General features: G+C 39.6%; 17 protein-coding genes. 7 read left to right on the top strand and 10 right to left on the bottom strand.

What is annotated here, in order from left to right:
* The first annotated feature begins 12 nt into the window (after positions 1-12).
* Positions 13-594, top strand: a complete 582-nt coding sequence (locus FW754_RS03100) for a tetratricopeptide repeat protein (protein ID WP_446323835.1) — start codon at positions 13-15, stop codon at positions 592-594.
* A gap of 21 nt (positions 595-615) precedes the next feature.
* On the opposite strand, the gene FW754_RS03095 is transcribed toward FW754_RS03100, so the two are convergent.
* Positions 616-1,518 carry an NUDIX domain-containing protein gene (locus FW754_RS03095; protein WP_446323834.1) on the bottom strand — a complete coding sequence of 301 codons (903 nt, stop codon included), beginning with the start codon at positions 1,516-1,518 and terminating at the stop codon, positions 616-618.
* 141 nt (positions 1,519-1,659) lie between these two features.
* Between FW754_RS03095 and hemP the strand changes: the two genes are divergently transcribed.
* Positions 1,660-1,827: a hemin uptake protein HemP gene (hemP, locus tag FW754_RS03090; protein ID WP_409511721.1), complete on the top strand. Its 168-nt coding sequence runs from the start codon at positions 1,660-1,662 to the stop codon at positions 1,825-1,827.
* Positions 1,828-2,054: 227 nt separating this feature from the next.
* Here the strand turns inward: hemP and FW754_RS03085 are convergent, their stop codons facing one another.
* From FW754_RS03085 to FW754_RS03075, 3 genes are all read right to left on the bottom strand, one after another.
* Positions 2,055-2,189: a KGW motif small protein gene (locus FW754_RS03085; protein ID WP_409511720.1), complete on the bottom strand. Its 135-nt coding sequence runs from the start codon at positions 2,187-2,189 to the stop codon at positions 2,055-2,057.
* A 207-nt stretch (positions 2,190-2,396) separates the two neighbouring features.
* Positions 2,397-6,233 carry a phosphoribosylformylglycinamidine synthase gene (gene purL, locus FW754_RS03080; RefSeq protein WP_446323833.1) on the bottom strand — a complete coding sequence of 1,279 codons (3,837 nt, stop codon included), beginning with the start codon at positions 6,231-6,233 and terminating at the stop codon, positions 2,397-2,399.
* Positions 6,234-6,615: 382 nt separating this feature from the next.
* Positions 6,616-8,238 carry an arylsulfatase gene (locus tag FW754_RS03075; protein WP_446323832.1) on the bottom strand — a complete coding sequence of 541 codons (1,623 nt, stop codon included), beginning with the start codon at positions 8,236-8,238 and terminating at the stop codon, positions 6,616-6,618.
* Between the two features lie 224 nt (positions 8,239-8,462).
* Between FW754_RS03075 and FW754_RS03070 the strand changes: the two genes are divergently transcribed.
* From FW754_RS03070 to ruvB, 3 genes are all read left to right on the top strand, one after another.
* Positions 8,463-9,803, top strand: coding sequence for a deoxyguanosinetriphosphate triphosphohydrolase (locus tag FW754_RS03070; RefSeq protein WP_409511715.1), 1,341 nt, complete (start codon positions 8,463-8,465; stop codon positions 9,801-9,803).
* A gap of 164 nt (positions 9,804-9,967) precedes the next feature.
* On the top strand, positions 9,968-10,570 hold the full coding sequence (gene ruvA, locus FW754_RS03065) for a Holliday junction branch migration protein RuvA (protein ID WP_446323831.1): 603 nt from the start codon (positions 9,968-9,970) through the stop codon (positions 10,568-10,570).
* Positions 10,571-10,616: 46 nt separating this feature from the next.
* Entirely contained in the window at positions 10,617-11,621 is a 1,005-nt protein-coding gene (gene ruvB, locus FW754_RS03060) for a Holliday junction branch migration DNA helicase RuvB (RefSeq protein WP_409511713.1), read from the top strand.
* A 106-nt stretch (positions 11,622-11,727) separates the two neighbouring features.
* Here the strand turns inward: ruvB and FW754_RS03055 are convergent, their stop codons facing one another.
* Positions 11,728-13,485: a GspE/PulE family protein gene (locus FW754_RS03055; protein ID WP_409511712.1), complete on the bottom strand. Its 1,758-nt coding sequence runs from the start codon at positions 13,483-13,485 to the stop codon at positions 11,728-11,730.
* 60 nt (positions 13,486-13,545) lie between these two features.
* Between FW754_RS03055 and FW754_RS03050 the strand changes: the two genes are divergently transcribed.
* Positions 13,546-13,704 (top strand): pirin family protein, encoded by a 159-nt coding sequence (locus FW754_RS03050; protein WP_446323830.1) that lies wholly within the window; start codon positions 13,546-13,548, stop codon positions 13,702-13,704.
* Between the two features lie 239 nt (positions 13,705-13,943).
* Entirely contained in the window at positions 13,944-14,135 is a 192-nt protein-coding gene (locus FW754_RS03045) for a pirin family protein (protein ID WP_409511759.1), read from the top strand.
* A gap of 148 nt (positions 14,136-14,283) precedes the next feature.
* Here FW754_RS03045 and FW754_RS03040 read toward each other — a convergent pair whose 3' ends face one another.
* The 5 genes from FW754_RS03040 to kdpA form a co-directional block, all read right to left on the bottom strand.
* Positions 14,284-15,006, bottom strand: a complete 723-nt coding sequence (locus FW754_RS03040) for a response regulator (RefSeq protein ID WP_419345989.1) — start codon at positions 15,004-15,006, stop codon at positions 14,284-14,286.
* A 31-nt stretch (positions 15,007-15,037) separates the two neighbouring features.
* Complete coding sequence (locus FW754_RS03035) at positions 15,038-17,704, bottom strand: ATP-binding protein (RefSeq protein WP_446323829.1); 2,667 nt, start codon at positions 17,702-17,704, stop codon at positions 15,038-15,040.
* Positions 17,705-17,868: 164 nt separating this feature from the next.
* Complete coding sequence (gene kdpC, locus FW754_RS03030) at positions 17,869-18,447, bottom strand: potassium-transporting ATPase subunit KdpC (protein ID WP_446323883.1); 579 nt, start codon at positions 18,445-18,447, stop codon at positions 17,869-17,871.
* Positions 18,448-18,520: 73 nt separating this feature from the next.
* Positions 18,521-20,563, bottom strand: coding sequence for a potassium-transporting ATPase subunit KdpB (kdpB, locus tag FW754_RS03025; RefSeq protein ID WP_446323828.1), 2,043 nt, complete (start codon positions 20,561-20,563; stop codon positions 18,521-18,523).
* 11 nt (positions 20,564-20,574) lie between these two features.
* Positions 20,575-22,299, bottom strand: coding sequence for a potassium-transporting ATPase subunit KdpA (gene kdpA, locus FW754_RS03020; protein WP_446323827.1), 1,725 nt, complete (start codon positions 22,297-22,299; stop codon positions 20,575-20,577).
* Positions 22,300-22,364 lie beyond the last annotated feature (65 nt).

Genomic DNA, 22,364 nt, shown 5'->3' with positions numbered 1-22,364 from the left:
AATACGGTATTGATGCAATCTCAAATACTTCGTTGTGTGCTGTTGGGTGTAGGTATTATCGTTGGATTAACGGCATGTCAATCTACACCTGTACCTCAAAAAGTCACGCCCCATACTCCACCTACACCAACAAAGCCCTCAGTCACAACATCCGATGGAGTAAAAATTACCACGTATGACTATCCTGAAATTATTCGGGAAAAAGCACCTAAAGTGCCTATTGTCACTTCACAACCGAAAGTACTACCTACTCCACAAAAGTTTGACGATGGTCGTGAAACGCCTGCCGTTAAACATTTGCTTCAAGCAACAAAGACAGCATTTCAGCAAGGAAAATGGGCAGAAGCTGAGAAATATGCTCTACACGTACAACGGCTCGCGCCACAATCTGACGAAAGCTACTATTGGCTTTCTGAAATTGCATTGAAGCAAAATAAAGCCAGCAATGCAGAATCTTTAGCACGCCGCGGGCTGAGTTATGCACAAACCCAATCTTCTAAAAAGCAACTTTGGCAGGTTATTCTTAAATCAGGACAAGTTCAAAAAAATACAGCCCTGATTCAGGAAGCACAAACACGTTTAAAAGCACTATAGCTCTTCAATCAGCCATTCAAATTAAAAATTTGATATGCCCGCGACACCATAACCTTGATGTTGTTGAATTTGCTCCAAATCGCTTGGTTTCATTCCACCTAATGCATAAACAGGAATATCCATTGCTTTGGTAAATTCAGAAAATTGAGTCCATCCAAGGGGTTGAACATCAGGATGCGTATTCGTTGCTTGTACAGGACTTAAAATTGCAGCATCAATTCCAATCTGTTGAGCTTGCTGTAATGAGCTCAAATCATGACATGCAGCTATACATATAACGCCTTGCGGACGATCTTTAGATTGATACTCTATCAATTGATTTTGTTTAAAATGGATAAAGCCTATCCGTTGTTGCAAATCCTTTGGAAGCTGTTGCCATTGCACAACGTTCAGCATAATTTTTGCTAATTGTTCATTTGGCAATGCGGATAACGCTGTTTGAATTTCATGCACTTTTAACTGCATACGCCAATACAACAGCGTATTTTCAGCAAGCTGAACGATATCTGAAAGGTCTGTCGTAATTTTAATGTGTTGTGGCAATACTAAACGATTAACTATATCTTGATTGGCTTTAGGAAAGTTTAAAACGTCTAATTCTTCACGCTTAAACCACGTCCACGGCTCTACTATTGTAGCCAATTGCGTATCATCAACATAGGTATGGAAAAAGTGCAGATTAACTTGAAGATCATCATAATCATGCTGTACAAAATCAAAATTGTGCCAATCGGTCAGATCAATTCCAACTTCTTCCATAACTTCACGACGACAAGCTTGGATGGGCGTTTCTTTTTCTTCAAATTTACCGCCTGGAAATTCATGCTTATTCCCCTGATGTTGCTCTGCATTTCGCCAACCTACCAAAACTTTTCCACGATGAAAAAGTAGTGCGATTGCTACATGAATAGAAGGCTTTGCCATCATTGACCTCAGTGCTATTGTTACTTCATTGTCCTATTGTAACTTTTTTTAAAAATGATAAAAATTGCATTGACAGGTCTATTCGATAATGATTATCATTTAAATCACTCAAAGACACCCCACAAAAACGGAGTTACAACAATGAACGCACCTTTTAGCCTATTTACACGTACAGAATCAACTCACGCTCTACCAATGTTGCACTCAAACAATTTATTTGCTTTGGGTCGTGAAATCCGCATTATGCATGCAGGTGAAGAATATCGTTTACGCTTAACTCGTAATAACCGTTTAATCTTGACAAAATAACAAGAAAAAACTTAACAATAAAAAAGTGGGAATAAGCAGTATGAATCAGCGCATACTGCTTTTTAATTTAATAAAAGATTAAGTTCAATCATTTGACGGTAACAACATAGCTCCTTATAAAAAGAAATTTTTTAAATAAAATCAATATTATTTCATCATTTATAATTTTCAAAATACTCCTTTTCTGCTGTTATCCAATCATGCCAATTTAAAATATTTTGAGTTTCTTATCCATATAAACGAAATAGATATCCTGCACTCACCATCATAATTTGTAATAATAAGACTGCACCAAAAAGTTTCCATCCTTTTTGACGTAGGGCAATGGAGGTGACATTGTTATAGTTAGCTACTTTTATCATTTTTAACTCCTCATTTTTGCATTTTTTTTGAACATTTCGGAACAAAATACGAGTCTTATTTAGACAATGTATATGAAGCAAAAAATAAGCCAATGTTTAAATTGTAAGCAATTAAAATTTATGTGCCCAACTTCACAATTTCAACTTTCCAATTATTCATCAATAAAAAAGCCCCTTTCGGGGCTTTTTTATTTTTGATTAAATCAATTAACCAATAAACTGACGAGCATTGCGGAACATACGTAACCATGCACCATCTTCAGTCCATTCTTCAGGTTTCCAAGAATGCTGAATCGCACGGAAGTTACGTTCAGGGTGCGGCATCATAATGGTTGCACGACCATCTTTAGACGTTACGCCTGAAATCGCATCAGGTGAACCGTTCGGGTTCATTGGATACTTTTGCGTTGGGTTACCGAAGCTATCCACATAACGTAGAACCACTTGGTTGCCTGCATTTAATGCTGCAAATTTTTCAGCCGAAGTTTCTGCACGACCTTCGCCATGCGCCACAGCGATCGGAAGAATCGAACCTTCCATACCCGTTAGCAAGATTGAAGCCGATTTTTCAACTTTTACGTTCACCACACGTGCTTCAAACATTTCTGAAGTATTGCGTTGGAAACGTGGCCAATGCTCTGCACCTGGAATTAAAGGTGCAAGTTGTGACAACATTTGACAACCATTACAAATACCGACAGAGAAGGTATTGTCACGGTTAAAGAATTTCTCAAATTGATCACGTAATTGTGGGTTAAACAATACAGATTTCGCCCAACCACCGCCTGCGCCCAATACGTCACCATATGAGAAACCACCACATGCCACTAAGCCTTCAAACTCATCAAGATCAATACGACCTGCGAGTAAATCGCTCATATGAACATCGACAGTGTTAAAGCCAACCTTGTCAAATGCAGCAGCCATTTCGACATGACCATTTACGCCTTGTTCTCGTAAAATCACCATGTTTGGACGACGTTCGTTGATGTACGGTGCTTCAACAGGTTCATTCAAATCGAATATTGGTAATGCGATTAAGCCCTTGTGTTCTTTATTGGCTATCAAGCTATATTCTTGATCGGCAGTTTCTACGTTGTCACGTAAGCGCTGAATTTGATAAGACACTTCAGTCCATGCTTGTTGTAATTCAGCACGGTCTAAGTTCAAACCATTAATGGTTAATGTATCTGTATCATTTACAGTACCCACAACCGTAATGGCATCGCTCAATGTTGATACTGCAACTTCAGCTTCTAATGTTGCCCAATCTGCTTTAGAAATTTGGAGCACTGCACCAATTTCTTCTGCAAATAATGCCGCAGTTGATTGGTCTTCAAGCGCTACACCTAAACGTGAAGCGAACATCATTTCAGCAACAGTTGCAAGTAAACCACCATCACCGATGTCATGGTAAGCCTTGATCAAACCACGATTGTTCCAATCTTGAACCAAGTCAAAGAATGCTTTGAACTCTTCAAAATTATCGACATCAGGTGTCACAGAACCTATCGCTTTGTACACTTGAGCAAGGATTGAACCACCTAAACGGAACTGACCTTTAGATAAATCTATACGTACGAGCACTGAATCTTCATTTTTCAATTCAGGTGTCAATGTTTTACGTACATCAGTTACAGGTGCAAATGCTGTAATTACGCCTGACATTGGAGAAGTAACTGATTTGTCCTCTCCTTCTTCATTCCATGTCGTACGCATTGACAATGAGTCTTTACCGACTGGAATTGCAATACCGAGTGCAGGACACATTTCCATACCGATGGCTTTTACACCTTCGAATAATGCTTGGTCTTCACCTTGTTGCCCAGCAGCAGCCATCCAGTTTGCAGAGAGTTTAATATCACTGATTTGGTCAATTTTAGAACACATGATATTCGAGATTGATTCCGCAACGGATAAACGTGCAGAAGCAGCAGGATTAAGCAATGCTACAGGTGGACGTTCACCCATTGCCATTGCTTCACCTGTATAACCCACGAGGCTTGTAGTCGTTACTGCAGCATCCGCTACAGGCACTTGCCAACGACCGACCATTTGGTCACGTACAACCATACCTGTGATTGAACGGTCACCAATGGTTATGAGGAATGATTTAGAGGCAACTGTTGGATTTTTCAAAACACGGAAAATTGCATCTTTCAAATCAGTCACGGTTTCTGCTGTGAAATCATCACCATGACGTTCGATAGAATCGTAAGAACGACTCATTCGAGGCGTTCCGCCAAGCATGACCTGCATTGGCATATCCACAGCTTTGTTATCAAACAATGGATCGTTTACAGTCAACTGACGTGCTTCAGTCGCTTCACCTAATACAGCAAACGGACAGCGTTCACGCGCACAAATTGATTCAAACAATTCTAATGAGCTTGGACGAATCGCCAATACATAACGCTCTTGCGCCTCATTAGACCAAATTTCCATTGGCGACATGCCTTTTTCCAATGAAGGAATTTTACGCAGGTCAAGAATAGCACCAAGTTCGTGATCATTCACAAGTTCTGGCATCGCATTCGATACACCACCTGCCCCCACATCATGTACAGACACGATTGGGTTGTAATCTTCCATGCGCCAGCAGGTATCAATGACTTCTTGACAACGACGTTCCATTTCTGGATTTTCACGTTGTACTGATGCGAAATCTAGGTTTTCGCCGAGTTTACCGCTATCTACAGAAGATGCAGCTCCACCACCTAAACCGATCAACATTGCAGGACCACCGAGAACAATCAGTAAATCGCCCGGTTGAATTGGATCTTTTTCAACGTGGTCAGGACGAATGTTACCGTAACCACCTGCGATCATAATTGGTTTATGGAAACCTTTTACATCGCCATTGACGTTTTGTTCAAAGGTACGGAAATAACCATTGAGCGCAGGACGACCAAATTCATTGTTAAATGCAGCACCGCCCAAAGGACCATCGATCATGATCTGCAAAGGTGAAGCCATACGAGATGGTTTGCCGTAATTATCTTCCCACGGCTGTTCAAAGCCTGGAATATTCAAGTTAGACACAGTAAAACCTGTTAAGCCAGCTTTTGGCTTACCACCACGACCTGTTGCGCCTTCATCACGGATTTCACCGCCTGAACCTGTCGCAGCACCAGCGAATGGTGCAATTGCAGTTGGGTGGTTGTGAGTTTCCACTTTCATTAAAATATGAGCAGCTTGGCTCTTATATTTATAAACGTGATGACCTGTTTCAGCATCTTGTTTTGGATAAAAACGCTGAGTGTCAAAGCCCACAATTACAGAAGCGTTGTCTTTATATGCTGACAAGACATCTGTAGGTGATTCTTTATAAGTATTTTTGATCATTTGGAACAATGACAATGGTTGTTTTTCACCATCAATTGTCCATTCAGAACCAAAGATTTTATGACGACAATGTTCAGAATTTGCTTGTGCAAACATCATGAGTTCGATGTCATGTGGATTACGACCAATTTTGGTAAATGCAGCCGTTAAATAATCGATTTCTTCATCAGACAATGCAAAGCCAAACTCAGAGTTTGCTTTCACTAACTCTTCTTTACCTTTTCCTAAAATATCAATGCTATTTAAAGGTTTTGGTTCCGTTTCAGAAAATAATGCAGCCGCATCATCAATTTGATTGAATACGCTTTCTGTCATACGGTCATGTAAAACTTGTTTCACTTCATCAGAGATTGTAGAAATCCCTTTTAAAGTAAACAAAACACCGCGTTCAAGGCGGTGTATTGGCATATTACAGTTGGCAAAAATATCAGTTGCCTTTGATGACCAAGGCGAAATTGTACCGACACGTGGTGTCACTAAAATTTGGACTTCATCACTCGCAGCCTGACGAACTTCAAACGATGCGCCATCATTTAAAAGTTGTAGTGCAGATTGCTGTTGTTGCTCGCTAAGCGCTTGGTCGAAAAGGTAAACCCATTGGCTTTCTATTGATTGAACAGAACTCATAGACGCAAGGCGTGTTAAAAGTTGTGTTTGCTTAAAAGAAGAGTGTGCAGGTGCACCGGCAACGATAAACATGCTGATTTTGGCTCCACGGGCAGGTTTAGACAACCATACCGCAATGTGACTTGAAGAGAGCGCATATTCTACTGCGTATTACTCAAATCAGCTAGATGGAACACCACTTTATCTTTGTGAATAATCTGAGTTTTGGGTTTTTTTTTTAAATTTACGATAAAAAAATCAATACATTCAAAAGATCATATTTTGATACATTTGTAAATAATATATTTAATTTCTTTTTCTCAATATTTGACTCAATTTTCAAGTAAAAATATCCTCAGTATTTCTTATTGTTGTATCCAAAAACTAAAAAGGACACTGAAATTTAATCTCAGTGTCCTTAATATGCTTAAAAGAATCTATCTACTCTTAAAAATCTAGATATTTCTTCACGCATTTAGGCCGATTTTGTCAGCGGATTAAAGCTTCCTTCAACCACACCATTTTCATCGACATAAATTTGCCATTCAGCCAACAGTTCTTGCAATTTTTCAGGGTATTTTTCAGCAAGGTCATCCGTCTCACCTGCATCTTTTGCTAAATGATACAACTGCCAACGGTTTGGACCATTCGGTGCAGGAATAAATAAAGCCTTCCAATCACCTTTTCTTAAAGCTTTTTGCCCAAACAACTCCCAGCCAGTGACATGATCTTTGCTATGAATGAAACCTTGTTGCTGTTGCAAATATGGCAAAATACTTTTCCCACGTAAAGGTACAAGCTTACGACCTTTATAGCTCTTACCTGGATGTTGAACTTTTAAATGATCTAGCAACGTCGGTAATAAATCCATAACCGTTAAAAACTCATGGCTAATCTGTTGTTGTTTTTCAAAACCTGCATAGTGGATAAAGGCTGGCGTACGAATACCGCCTTCACTAGTATGTGCTTTATATAAACGTGATGGTGCGGTTGCAGCTTGCGCCCAATGCTCTCCGTACCAAACATAAGAATTGCCATTACCAATATTACTTAAACGATTATCATAATATTTTGCGATCACACTATTTAGATCTGGTCCAAAGACAGGTAAAGCTTCTAATTGCGCCCCTTCTGCACCATTATCTGACAAAAAAATAATAATAGTATTTTCAAACTGATCAGTCTGTTTTAAATGTTCAATCACACGTCCAACATTTTGATCCATTCGATCAACCATTGCGGCATAGACTTCCATCGTGCGTGCTGATATTGCTTTTTCTTGCTCAGAGAGTTTTTCCCAATGTCTTGTATGGGCAAGTATAGGATGAACCGTTGCATCGGCTTCAACTAAACCCAACGCTTTAATACGACTTAGACGCTTTTCACGCAAGACTTCAGGGCCAGCATCATATACTCCACGATAACGTGCAATATCTTCTTGCGGTGCCTGTAATGGCCAATGCGGTGCGGAAAATGGTAAATAAGCAAAAAATGGACGATCTTGACGACTTTCATCATCTTTTAAATAATCTAATAATTTATCAGTAAAAGCATCCGATGAATAAAAATCTGCAGAGATTGAATCAACATACTGATCATTTTCCGCATAAAGTCCTCGTGTTACTTTCAATAGACCAGGCACTTCACTATCTGGAATATCAGCTTCAAAGGCATAATGATTAGCAGCTCCTGGCAACAGCGTAAAGGACTTTTCAAAGCCACGGCGTGCAGGGAAACGCTCAGGTGTTAACCCTAAATGCCACTTTCCAGACATTACAGTATAATACCCTGCATCTTTTAATAGCTCTGGTAGTGCAACCACTTGATCATTTAAATAGCCCTCATAACCAGGTTGACCTTGCTGATCTGGTCGAATAGATTCTGCCATTGTCCCTAAACCCGCCAAATGATGATCAGTTCCTGACAACAACATGGAGCGTGTTGGTGAACAGGTTGAAGCTGTATGAAAGTCAGTCAAGCGTAGCCCTTGTAATGCAATTGCATCCAGATGTGGTGTACGAATTTCACCACCAAAAGCGCCGAGGTCAGAAAAGCCTAAATCATCTGCCACGATGAGCAAAATATTCGGTTGAGTCATACTGTCCTTAATTTAAATACTAAAAATACTACATCAGACTGTGCCCGATTTAGCTCTTAAACTCATGTCAAGTTTTTGACAATTGTTTCATTTATTTATTCAATATTTAGACAAAAATTAGATATGAAATTATAAAATGAACAAGACAACTGATGTCGCCCTCCTCTAGTACATTCACTATAAATTTGGCATGATGAATCCAACGAAGATATGAATAACGATAAATGACTCAAATGCGTTGGTTAGAACTACTTTCAACGGTTCGTTTAGGAAGTAAAAAACAAAGTACAGAACAGGCTCGCAGCCCATTTCATAAAGATTATGATCGCATTATATTTTCGCAAAGTTTTAGACAGCTCAACAGAAAGACCCAAGTCCATCCACTGACGCAACATGATGGTATTCACACACGTTTAACACATTCACTCGAAGTGTCTTGTATTGGACGTTCGCTCGGTATGCTTGCAGCCGAAAAAATCAAAGATGAACTACCAGTTTGGATTTCCCCTGCCGATGTTGGTGCAATCATTCAAGCAGCATGCTTGGCGCACGACATTGGTAATCCACCGTTTGGTCATGCAGGTGAATATGCGATTCGGGAATGGTTTGACGATGCCTCCCATACCGATTTTTTAAAAGATTTAAGTCTAGAACAACAAGCCGATGTCCGTCAGTTTGAAGGCAATGCACAAGGATTAAGACTACTCACTAAAATTGATTATCATCCAAATGATGGTGGCATGCGTCTTACTTACGCAACCTTAGGGGCTTACTTAAAGTACCCATGGCTATCTAAAACCATCGAATCTCAAGGTGATACACCTGCAAGTAAGCGTGCTAAGTTTGGTTGTTACCAAGCTGAAAAAGACATACTCAAACAAATTGCTGATCAACTCGGTTTAATTCAGTTGGGTGAGTATCATTGGTGTCGTCATCCGCTCACTTATTTACTCGAAGCTGCCGATGATATTTGTTATGCGCTGATAGATCTTGAAGATGGCATTATTTTAAACATGCTCTCTTATGAAGAAGTGGAACCCATTTTCTTAGATCTATTGGGTGAGTTCAGTATTCCTGCCGAACTCAGTATGCCCTATACCACATGGCAACAAAAAATTGCGGCATTACGTGGTCGAGTGATGAAACGACTTGTAGACGAGGTAACTACAGCATTTGCCAAACATCATTGGCAAATTATCTCAGGGCAACTCAAAGGCTCTTTATTGCAATATTGCGCTGAAGATATCGAGATGGGTATTGACCGAGCAAAGAATTTAGCCCGTGATAAAATTTTTGAACATCCACAAAAGTCAGGTTTAGAAATTATTGCACATCAAAGTTTACAACATATTTTAGATGCCTTTATTCCGCTTACAACACCAAACAAAACTTTGAGTTTTAAAGATGGCCGTTTATTGTCAATAATAGAACGTTTTGGTGCACGTTTTAGTGATGATCACTACGACAATATTATGCAAGTTTTAGATATTGTCAGTAAATTTTCAGATCATCAGGCCTATCAATTGGCACAAGAGTTACAAGGCAATAAGGTTGGTTTCTTTTAATCCATTTAATATTTGAAAGATTGGTAATTTCCCTTGCTTCGTTATACTCTCTCAACGAATTTGGATATCAATACGATACACATTCATTTAAAAGTATCGTAATAAACCGCAATAAAAGCTCACTTAAATAAAAAGTAAGCTAAACATAGAAGTGAACAAACATAATGATCGGATGTCTCATTGGTGAAGTTTTAGCGTTGGAAGCGCCAACTGTACTTTTAAATGTAAATGGTGTGGGTTATGAAGTCGATACCCCATTGTCAACCTTTTGCCAACTGCAAAAAGGACAAAAAGTCACACTATGGACACATTTAGCCGTCCGTGAAGATGCCCAACTTTTGTATGGTTTTTTAAACCCACAAGAAAAAAATATTTTCCGTACACTCCTTAAAGTCAACGGCGTTGGTCCTAAAATGGCTTTAGGCATTCTTTCAACTTTAAGTGTAGAAATGTTGGTACATACCGTTGAACATGGCGATGTAAAAACATTAGTCAAAGTTCCAGGTGTTGGTACGAAAACAGCTGAACGCTTGATGATTGAATTACGTGATCGCTTCAAAGCCTTTACTACAAGTGCTGTGGCAAGTGGTTCAACTTCAACACAAATCCAATTTATGGGTAATTCTGCGGTGGCTGAAGCGGAAGCCGCTTTACAATCTTTAGGCTATAAACCTGCCGAAGCACAGAAGCTAGTAAATGCTGCCAAAGGCGAATTTACTGAAGCAGGTGATATTATTCGTGCTGCTTTGAAGTCAATGAATAAATAAGCCAATCCTGATAAATTACCGCTATAAGAGTTAGATCAATCATCCAATGCAAGACCGTTTAATCAGTGGTTCTGAAAAACCCGAAGATCATTTTGATCGTGCAATCCGCCCAACTTCCCTCGATGACTATATTGGTCAGCCTGTGGTACGAGAGCAAATGGAAATTTTTATTGGCGCAGCACGAGGTCGTGGTGAAGCACTTGATCACACACTGATCTTTGGTCCGCCAGGTTTGGGTAAAACGACATTGGCAAACATTATTGCCCGTGAAATGGGTGGGAATTTAAAATCTACCTCTGGCCCTGTACTCGAACGTGCAGGCGATTTGGCGGCCATGCTAACCAATCTCGAAGAGGGCGATGTGCTCTTTATTGATGAGATTCATCGACTTTCCCCAGTAATTGAAGAAATTCTTTACCCTGCGATGGAGGACTACCAACTCGATATTATGATTGGCGAAGGTCCTGCGGCTCGCTCAATTAAACTCGATTTACCCCCATTTACCTTAGTTGCCGCTACAACTCGTGCAGGTTTACTGACGTCTCCACTGCGTGATCGTTTTGGGATTGTGCAACGCCTTGAATTTTATTCAGTTGAAGATTTAACGCATATTGTCGCTCGTTCAGCATCGTTAATGGATGTTCTTATGACCGATGAAGGTGCAATTGAAATTGCCCATCGTGCTCGTGGTACGCCTCGTATTGTCAACCGCTTGCTACGTCGTGTACGTGACTATGCACAAGTCAAAGGTACAGGTGAAGTAACCAAAGAAATGGCACAGCGTGCTTTGGATATGCTCAATGTTGATAAAGATGGTTTGGACACACTCGATCGTCGTTATTTAACGATGTTACTCGAACGCTTTGATGGTGGTCCTGCGGGTGTTGAGGCTTTAGCTGCTGCTATGGCAGAAGACTCAGGAACATTAGAAGATGTGATTGAGCCTTACTTAATTCAACAAGGTTATGCAATGCGCACCGCCCGTGGACGTATTGCCACCAATCAAGCATATTTACAGTTTGGTATGACACCGCCTGAACCTAAGAATTAATTCATTCAAAACAAATGCATTGTATTTTTAGTTGCATGTATTAAAAAAACGGTGATGTTATCCATCACCGTTTTTTTATCTTCAAACAATCATTCATTAAAAAATATTAAGTCAGTGGCACAACACGTAATACTTCTTCTAAAGTGGTCACACCTTCCATGACTTTACGAGCACCTGCAATCCTCAACGGTTCAATACCCTCTTTCTTCGTCTGTGCTCGAAGTTCATCTAAGGTACATTCCGCACTAATTTTTTGTTTGGCTTCTAGGCTGATTGGCATAAACTCATAAATCCCAACACGTCCTTTATAACCAGTTTGTCGACATGCTTCACAGCCTACTGGCATATAGACTTGCTCAGGCATTTCCATAATATAATCAAAGGTTAAATGTTCCCATTCTTGTGAATTAATCAAACTTTGTTTTTTACACTGTGGACACAACTTACGCACCAAACGCTGTGCCAATACACCCAAAATCGTTGCTGAAGTTAGGAAAGGTTGAATTCCTAAATCATGTAAACGTGTCAAGCTTGATGGTGCATCATTGGTATGTAGCGTTGAAAGCACCAAATGCCCTGTAAGTGCCGCCTGAATTGCCATGTTTGCTGTGTCATGGTCACGAATTTCCCCAACCATAATAATGTCAGGGTCTTGGCGCATTAAGGCACGTACACCGTCAGCGAAACCAAGGTCAATACCTTGATTGACCTGCATTTGGTTAAAACTTGGCTCTAACATTTCAATCGGGTCTTCAATGGTACAGACGTTTACCTGTTCCGTTGCCAATGCTTTTAAAGATGAATATAGCGTCGTGGTTTTCCCTGAACCTGTTGGCCCTGTGACCAAAATAATACCGTGACTGTGCGCAGTGAGTGCATGCCAAGAATTAAGTAAACGCTCATCAAAACCCAACTGCTGAAAACTTCTGACCAAAACTTCAGGATCAAAAATACGCATCACTAACTTTTCACCAAAAGCCGTTGGCAAAGTCGATAAACGTAATTCTGTTTCAAGCCCTTTCGGTGTGCGAGTTTTTAAACGCCCATCTTGCGGTTTACGTTTTTCAGCAACATTCATGCGACCTAAAATTTTAATACGTGAAATTACTGCCGTCAGCGTATTTGCAGGCATGTTATAAATAGTGTGCAATACACCATCGATACGAAACCGAACCTTACCATTTTCCTTACGTGGCTCAAGATGAATATCACTTGCACCCTGTTCAAAGGCAAACTGTAAAACCCAATCGACTAATTTGACAATATGTTGATCATTGGCATCGGGGCTTTGCGTATCACCTAATTGTAAAAGTGCTTCTACACCTTTATTTTCATTACCATGTAAGCCTGATTTCTGTGAAGAGCTAACTGCACGACTCACTTGATAATATTCAGTTAAATAGCGCTGTAGTTGCTCAGGACTTAAAAAAACCCGTTCAATTTTTTTCGGGCTTAAACTACGTTCTAAGTTATGCACCCAATCGGTGACAAAAGGCTGATCTGAACCGATGAGAATTTTATCTGCGCCACATTCCACAGCAAGAATTTTATTGCGAAGTGCAAACTCTTGTGACATCACGCCAGTCAATGCCGATACATCGGCTTTGAGTGGATCAATCACATAGAAAGGCAACTCAGCTTTGGCAGATAACCATTGACTCAATGCCGTGAGTGTCATTCGATTTTGCGGTTTTTCTAAATCACTGAGATTAAAGTTTGCAATCCATTGTAGTGGATGCCATCGCAATTGTTCACGCTGTCTATGCGTGGTTTGAACCAATAATTTGTCTCGTTCAGAGATTCTTCCATCTTTAAATAATTGTTCTAAACACCATGTGGTATCAATTTCGAAATTAAAATGCATTTGTTATGTCCCCAACTCTATCAACACTATAGCAAATTTACAGACATAAAATGATGCTGTTTGAGCCATCTTACTAATGAAGATGTGACTAAACCCTCTAATGGTGTGCGTACACATTCACATCGTAATATGGAAATCATGACCTATTTACTCGAAGGATCACTTGAAGATAAAGACTCCATGAACAATGGCTCTGTCATTATTTCGGGTGACGTTTAGCTAATGAATACAGTCAGTGGAGTAATAGATTGCGAATTTAACCCTTCAGCTACTGAAGACGTTTATCTTTTACAAATTTGGATGGTATTGAATATTGCTGATGCGACGTCTACACATCAACAAATCCATATTTCAACTGAAGATAAATTTTTGAAAATTAATTGATTATTTCCAAACATACTATTAAAAAAAGATTATTTATTCAGTAAGATATCAATATTTATACTGGTTAATTCCATATTGAGGAAACTGCAAATTCCACCATTCCTGAAAAGTATTATGTTTATTTACATATTGCTAAAGGTCATATTCAGGTCAATGAGCAATTTTTGAATATAGGTGATGCTGCTCGTATCCTTGACTGTGGCAATATACATTTTTGCTCTGTCGATTATGCCGAAGTTTTAATTTTTGAAATGCAAATTCATTAAAATTCCAAAAATGTTTTAGCGCTTATTTAAAAAGATACTTTAAAACTTTAGACAATAAAAATGCCTCATGAGGATATATCGCTGACCAAATTAAAATTTCTGTGTCTATCAGCAAATATCAATCCTAATTCGATACAGAATAACCTCATTAATAGATCTCGTTTATATTAAGAAACCGTAATCCAACCCCTGGTTCCGTAATAATATATTTGGGTTGTATCGCATTATCATTCAATTTCGCTCGTAATTTTGCGACAAGAATCCTTAAATAATGCGTATCCTCCTGATGCGTAGGTCCCCATAAATCTTTCAAAATTTGTGGCTGTGTAATCAATTGCCCTTTGTGTTGTGCCAACAAACTCAACAACTGATATTCTTTACGTGTAAGTGAAATAAGTTTCTGATTTAAAAATACTCGCCTGTGTGAAAAATCGATTTTCAATAAGCCATCATCATAAATTGTAGATTCAATGACCGTATTTTGAAACTGCCGTAACAATACACGTATTCGAGCCATAAGCTCTTGTATGCTAAATGGCTTGGTCACATAATCATTTGCACCTGCATCTAAAAGTTTCACTTTTTCAAGCTCATCGGAACGCACAGATAATACAATGACAGGAACATTTGACCACTCACGAAGCTCAGATAAAACCTCAAATCCATCTAAATCTGGTAAACCTAAATCTAGAATAACTAAATCTGCGCCTTGTAATGCCAACAGTTCCAAGCCTTTTTGACCATTTTCAGCCAAAAGTGTTTTATAACCTTGTGCACGAAGTGCAATGTCTAAAAACTTACGAATCTGATTTTCATCATCAATGATCAGTATATTGGTCATAGAACTGGTCGATACATTTTGCTCTGACATTTTTCCCTCAAAACATTGATAATAGAACGAGTTAAGCAATTTGATGAATCGGCAACCGCATTCGAATACACGTCCCTTGATTCTTCTTAGCTGATGATGCCACGATTTCCCCCATATGCGCACCAATAATGGCCTTGACAATAGTTAAACCCAAACCAGTCCCATACTGCCCACGATCACCACGTTGCATGGTATAAAACATATCAAAAATACGGTCTCTTTCATCTTCAGGGATACCCTGACCTTGATCAGTAATGGCAATTTCGATTTCATTTTCACTGAATTTTGCAACATCAATAATGACTGCCTGAAGTTCAGGTGAAAACTTGGCTGCATTTTCCAATACATTAAAAATCGCCTGTTCAATCAAAGCAGCATGCACAAATAAGGTCAAACTTTCTGCAGGCATTTTTACATTGACAATGGCTTGTGGCATATAACGTTTTAAACGACGTACCGCTGAACCAACCAACTCATCTACACCAATCCAATCCCGTTTTAGGCTTAAACCCTCATGCCCTAAACGTGTCATATCTAACAAGTTCTGAATATATCGATCTAAACGCTCACCCTCCAGATGAATCGCTTCCAATAAATCATCTTGGTCTTTTTCATCCATCGAATGACGATAATTGCTTAAAGTGTCTGCAGCACCAATAATTGAAGCCAAAGGCGATCGTAAGTCATGCGAAACAGATGAGAGTAATGCTAAACGTAATTTTTCAGTTTCAGAATTCACATTGGCTATTTCTAAGGCTTTGGTGAGTTGAGTACGAGAAATCGCTTGGGCAATATATTCCACCATTGTTTCAGCTAATTGTTTTTGTTCAGTATTCAAAATAGATTGTGTAGGTGGAAATTTCAAACCAATCACACCTAAACATTGCTTTGAGGCTAATAACGGTAAAAACCACCATTCATTTTTAGTTAAAGTTTGAGTAAATCGCCCTGAAGGTAGGTGATTTTTAAATGTCCAATCTGCTGAAATTTTATCTTTCTGATTAATTGCATTTTGTGAGTTTTCCCTAGATAAAGTTTCAGGAAAATAAATCCAAACGTGTGCATTTAAATTTTTGCTTAGGCTATTTTCTGCAATTTCTTGCACCTGTTTTAAATCGACTGCTGTAGACAACTTCTGCCCTAAATCTTGCATGATACTATTATAGCTATTTGCCGTTTTTAGTGCCGTGACTTGCTCTTTGAGTCGAGAAGCCAAACGACTAGAAATTAAGGCTGCACCTAAGAAAGCAACTACAGTGATCACCCCTTGATGTGCCGAAATTTGCAACGTAAATTTTGGGGAAATAAAAAAGAAGTTATACGCCAAGAAGAATAAAAGTGCCGAAAGCACTGCAGCGAGCATTCTTGTTTTTGATGCCACAAAAACCACGGCGGTAATAAAAATAACAGAAAGTTCTTCAATACCCAGATATTTTTCCCCGAAACTGGCAATCACAATACTCACAACGACTGTTGCAAGTACATACCATATTTCTCGCAGTGACAGAAAAGCACTTTGGTTGAGAATAAATAATGGTTTATTTTCAGAAAAAATAGGCACAATACTGAGTTCAAAACTCGGTTGATTTCTCAACAGTGGTTCAATCAAATTCGGCTTGAAATAAAAAGCAGTCGCATATTTTTTCTGAACAGTTTGCGCCAAAACCAAAGTGGAAATACCTCGATCCATCACATAATCAAACAAGGTCTTTGCATGCTGTTTACCATGTAAGATTTCTGTCATTCCACCCAATTGTCTTGTTAAATTTAATGCACGTTCGATTTCTCGACTTTGTGACTGATTTTGCGAATAGTCTTTATTTTTAACGCTTTGAGAATCATGTGAAAATGCAACTACTGTCCAATTCGCCAAACGATGTTCTGCAATTCGACAGCCTGCACGCACCAAAGCCTCAGAATGTCCATAGCCATCCACCATAATTAAAATATGATTTTTCAATGGAATTTGCGCAATCCCTTGAATCGCAAAATTTTCACGCACGTCACTATCGACATAACTTGCAACGGTTTGCATTGCTAACTCACGTAAAGCAGTCAAGTTAGAATGATTAAAAAAACGTTGCAAAGCCTGTTCTGCTTGCTCAGGCACATAAACTTTGCCTTGATTTAAACGCTCCAACAACTCATTGACAGGCAAGTCAATTAAGCGAATATCACGAATCCTTTCAAACACACAATCTGGCACAGTTTCTGTCACACGAATGCCTGTAATTTGATACACCACATCATTCAAACTTTCCAAGTGCTGAATGTTCATGGTAGTAAAAACATCTATACCCGCATCTAATAATTCATTGATGTCTTGCCAACGCTTTTCATGACGACTGCTTGGCATGTTGGTATGGGCAAACTCATCAACAAGAACAATGCTTGGCTTTTTATCCAGCACCGCATCCAAATCCATTTCTTCCAGTTGATGCCCTTGGTATGCAATAGTTTTACGGGGAATAATAGCAAGACCTGAAACCAAATTTTCGGTTTCTGCGCGCGCATGTGTTTCGACATAACCAATGACAATGTTGTTGCCTTGCAAAGCCAATTCATGTGCGCGAACGAGCATCGCAAAAGTCTTCCCGACACCTGGCGCTGCCCCTAAAAATATTGTTAAACGTCCAGATTGATAGCGCTGCGTATGTTGCAACAAAACATCTACTTTATTCGTTCGTTGATCGGTCATCGATGTCTGCTTATGTATGTTGAATTTTAAACAATCGGAATCTTAAATTCGAGCTAATCCTCCCTTTAAGAGCGGGCTAGGGAAAGATTTTTTATTTAAAATTACCTCTTCTAGCCTTGCCCCTCAAAGGGAGAAGGAATAATTAACTTATTCAAATCTCAAAATCACTTTCCAATGTGATCCAAAGCTAAATTTAATTCAAGTACATTCACACGCGCCTCTCCCAATATCCCAAAAGTCGGCTGCACTGTATATTGTTGTACCAATTTAGTTACTTCTTGCTCAGAGATCTGCCTTAGTTGCGCAACACGTTTCACCTGAATAAATGCAGACTGCACAGAGATTTCAGGGTCAATTCCACTGCCAGAAGCGGTCACCAAATCCGCTGGAATTTTTGATTTTTCAATCTGTTCCTGTACAGCAATTTTATTCAACCGCGTATCTATGGCTTGATGTAAAGCAGGATTGGTGACTGCCATATTACTCCCTGCCATTGCCATTGGGTCATAATGTGCAGCCGATGGACGTGGCTGAAAATATTGGGTCTGAATAAAAGGTTGTGCAACTAGACGTGACCCCACAACCCGATCATTTTCCAAAATTAAACTGCCATTGGCTTGATCTGGAAAGATGACCTGACCAAGCCCTGTGGCAACTGAACTGTATACATAACCGCAAAGTGTTAAAGCAACAATACTTAAGCCTACAGATGCACGTGTTAAATCTGCCCATGATGAATCCATGAGTAGCTGATTTTCCAATGAATCGTTCTTATCTGCATAATGTTCAATGTTCATTTTTATCATCCTCAAAAAATTAAAGTGACAGTAATGGACTAATCATCAGATCAATCACTTTGATTGCAACGAAAGGCAATAACACCCCACCCACACCATAAATCAACATATTACGGCGCAACAATTGAGTAGAGGTAGAGGGTTTAAATTTCACACCACGTAAGGCAATTGGAATCAGTAAGGGAATAATAATGGCGTTAAAAATCAAGGCTGAAAGAATTGCACTTTCAGAACTACCCAATTGCATCACATTTAAAACACTCATTTGTGGAATGCTAACCACGAATAATGCAGGTAAAATTGCAAAGTATTTCGACACATCATTTGCCAATGAGAACGTGGTCAATGCGCCACGGGTAATCAACTGTTGTTTACCAATTTCAACCACAGCCAATAATTTAGTTGGATCAGAATCTAAATCCACCATATTGCCTGCTTCTTTAGCCGCTTGCGTACCTGAATTCATGGCTAAACCAATATCGGCTTGTGCTAAAGCAGGTGCATCATTGGTGCCATCACCGACCATTGCCACCAAATGCCCTTTATTCTGTTCATCACGAATACAATTCAGTTTATCTTCGGGTCTTGCTTCAGCAATATAGTCATCGACCCCTGCTTCTGCTGCAATTGCCGCTGCCGTTAAAGGATTATCTCCCGTCACCATGACCGTTTTAATGCCCATTTCACGTAAACGAGCAAACTTTTCTTTAATACCTTGTTTAATCACGTCAGAAAGCTCAATTACACCAAGAATGTTTTGGTCTTTTGTAACCACTAAAGGTGTAGCCCCTTTCGATGCAACCTGTTTAACACGAGTTTTAAGCTCACTATGATTTTCAATACTTTGTGTTGCGAATTTCAAAATCGCATCTAAAGCACCTTTTCGGATTTGATGACCATCGGACAAATTAATCCCTGAAATACGAGTTGAAGCATTAAAAACAATAAATTCAGCATGTTCAGGTTCTACGACTCGCTCACCTTGATCTTTTGCCAAAGCCACCACAGACTTACCTTCAGGGGTCGGATCTGCAAGTGAGGTCAACACTGCTGCTTGACGAAGTTCAGACTCGGTAACGCCTGAAAGCGGATAAAATGCCGTTGCCTGACGATCACCATAGGTAATAGTTCCTGTTTTATCGAGGAGCAATACATCGACATCCCCTGCGACCTCAACCGCTTTACCTGATTTGGCAATAATATTGGCTTTTAAAGCTCTATTCATTCCCGCAATCCCAATTGCAGGTAATAAGCCACCAATTGTGGTTGGAATTAAACACACCAACAACGCTACCAAGACAATTGGATTAATTTCAATATTCAGGAAATGTCCAATAAAAGGCAAACTCACCACCACGACAATAAACGTCACGGTCATGACAGTCAGTAAAATACCCAATGCAATTTCATTCGGCGTTTTTTGGCGGTTCGAACCTTCGACCAAAGCAATCATTCGATCAAGGAAGCTATTTCCAGCTTCAGCAGTCACTTGTACGACTATACGATCGGTAAGCACTTTAGTACCGCCAATCACACCTGATTTGTCTGTACCTGCTTCACGTAATACAGGTGCAGATTCACCCGTAACAGCCGCTTCATTAATGGTGGCAAAACCTTGAATAATTTCACCGTCAGCAGGAATCAGCTCGCCTGCACGGACTTCAATCAAATCATTCATTTGTAACTCTGTTGCAGCGACTTGCACGCCCTCTAAATTATCCTTAGAACTGAGTCGACGGGCAGTTAAATTCTGCCGTGCTTGTCTTAAAGAAGACGCTTGACCACGACCTTTGGCTTCTGCAACCGCTTCTGCATAATTGGCAAATAAAACAGTGATCAATAAAATAAACGTCACCGATAAACCAAATACCAAACTAGCTTCACCTATTAAAGTACTAATAAATGTAATGATTGTTCCAAGCCAAACAATCGCCATCACAGGATTCTTAATCATATGTTGCGGTAATAATTTAACACAGGCATTTTTCCACGCTTCAGCTTGAAATAAAGTCGAAGATAATGTGTTTTGTTGTACTTCAATAGATTGTTTTGAATGCTTCATGGTACTCACCCTTAACCTTGAACCAATAACAAATGGTCAGCGATTGGCCCCAAGACGAGGACTGGCATAAATTGTAATAAGGTCAACATCATCACGATGGCAATTAAAGTTAATGCAAAGGTTGGTGTTTCAACTTTTAGGCTTCCGCTACTTTCAGGTGCCTGACGTTTAGCTGCTAAACGTGTTGCAATCCATAATGGAATAATTAAGGTTGGGAAGCGTCCCAATAACAAAGCTAAACCACAGGTCACATTCCACCATACGGTGTTATCTGCCAATCCCTCAAAACCTGAACCATTGTTGGCAAATGCAGAAACATATTCATATAGCACTTGGGAAACGCCGTGATATTGCGGATTACTATTGCCTGTCAATTCTGGGAAAAATAAAGTTATAGCGGTTAAAGTTAAAATCACAATTGGCTGTATAAGAATAACCACGGCAAGTAATTTAATTTCTCCTGCTTCAATTTTTCGACCAAACAACTCAGGTGTACGTCCTGTCATTAAACCTGCAATAAATACAGCCAAAAATAGGTAGATAATGAATTGCTGTAAGCCACAACCAATTCCTCCCCAAATGGCATTGATCAGCATATTAGAAAACTGAACCAAGCCTGTCAGTGGTGCGGATGAATCATGCATCATATTGACAGAGCCGTTGTTGACTTGTGTCGTCAGTGCAGACCAAAGTGCCGAAGAATACTCACCAAAACGAACCTCCTTTCCTTCCATTGCATAAATCTGTGATGCTGTAGAAGAAAGGCTTTCAGACCAAATCGCACTGCTTGCGGAAACCACTGACATCAGCAACATTGAACCAAAAACAAAGCCTGCAAATTTGGCACGTTTAGTGAAAAAGCCCAACATAAAAATGACAGAAACAGGGATCAGTAAAATTGCCAACATTTCTAAAAAATTAGATAAAGGCGTTGGATTTTCCAATGGCACACTACTGTTTGGTCCATACCAACCACCACCATTACTACCTAATTGCTTGATTGCCACCATCGGTGCAACAGGACCTAAAGGAATTTTTTGCGTGTGTAATTCGGCAGTTTGGTCGCGGACTTGAACTTCAGGACCACCTTGAAAAGTAGATGGCACACCTTGGCTAGTGAGTAAGAGCGACCACACCATACACAACGGTATTAGAAAGCGAAAAGTTGGACGAATAACATCTGCCCAATAGTTTCCGATATTAATCTTTTTAACTTTGGTGCTAAAACTTGCATATTGATCTGCTTCTGACACAACATTCGATTGCTGATAAAATAGTGCACGAATCGTTGCGACAACCATCGCCAAACCCATCATTGGGGTAATAATTTGCAGACCCACAATCCCGACCATTTGCGACAAATAAGACAGTTGAGCTTGCCCTGAATAATGTTGCTGATTGGTATTGGTCAAGAACGAAATCATGGTATGCAATGCCAAATCCCATGACATATTCGGTGCATTGTTTGGATTCAGTGGCAAACTGGCTTGTGTCATGAATAAAAGCCAAGTCACTAAACCAAGTACTAAACAGCTCAACACAAAACTCAGTGTATAGGTCTTCACGTTCATGCCAATTTTTGGGTTTGTCCCTAAAATGGCGTAAATTGGTTTTTCGATCCAATTAAATACTGGGTCAATTTTCATCTCACGATTTTGCATAATCGCAGCGAGATATTTCCCTAAGGGATATGCCAAAATGGTCACCATGACCAAGAGTAAAATAAGCATTAACATGGCATCTCACTCCCCGTTAAACAGTGAGCAATAAATCTATTTTTGATATTGATACATTTTTGATT

It is taken from the genome of Acinetobacter sp. 1207_04, from assembly GCF_052850415.1.
Note: the sequence above shows the minus strand (reverse complement) of the source record. Positions and strands in the feature narration are given on the sequence as shown.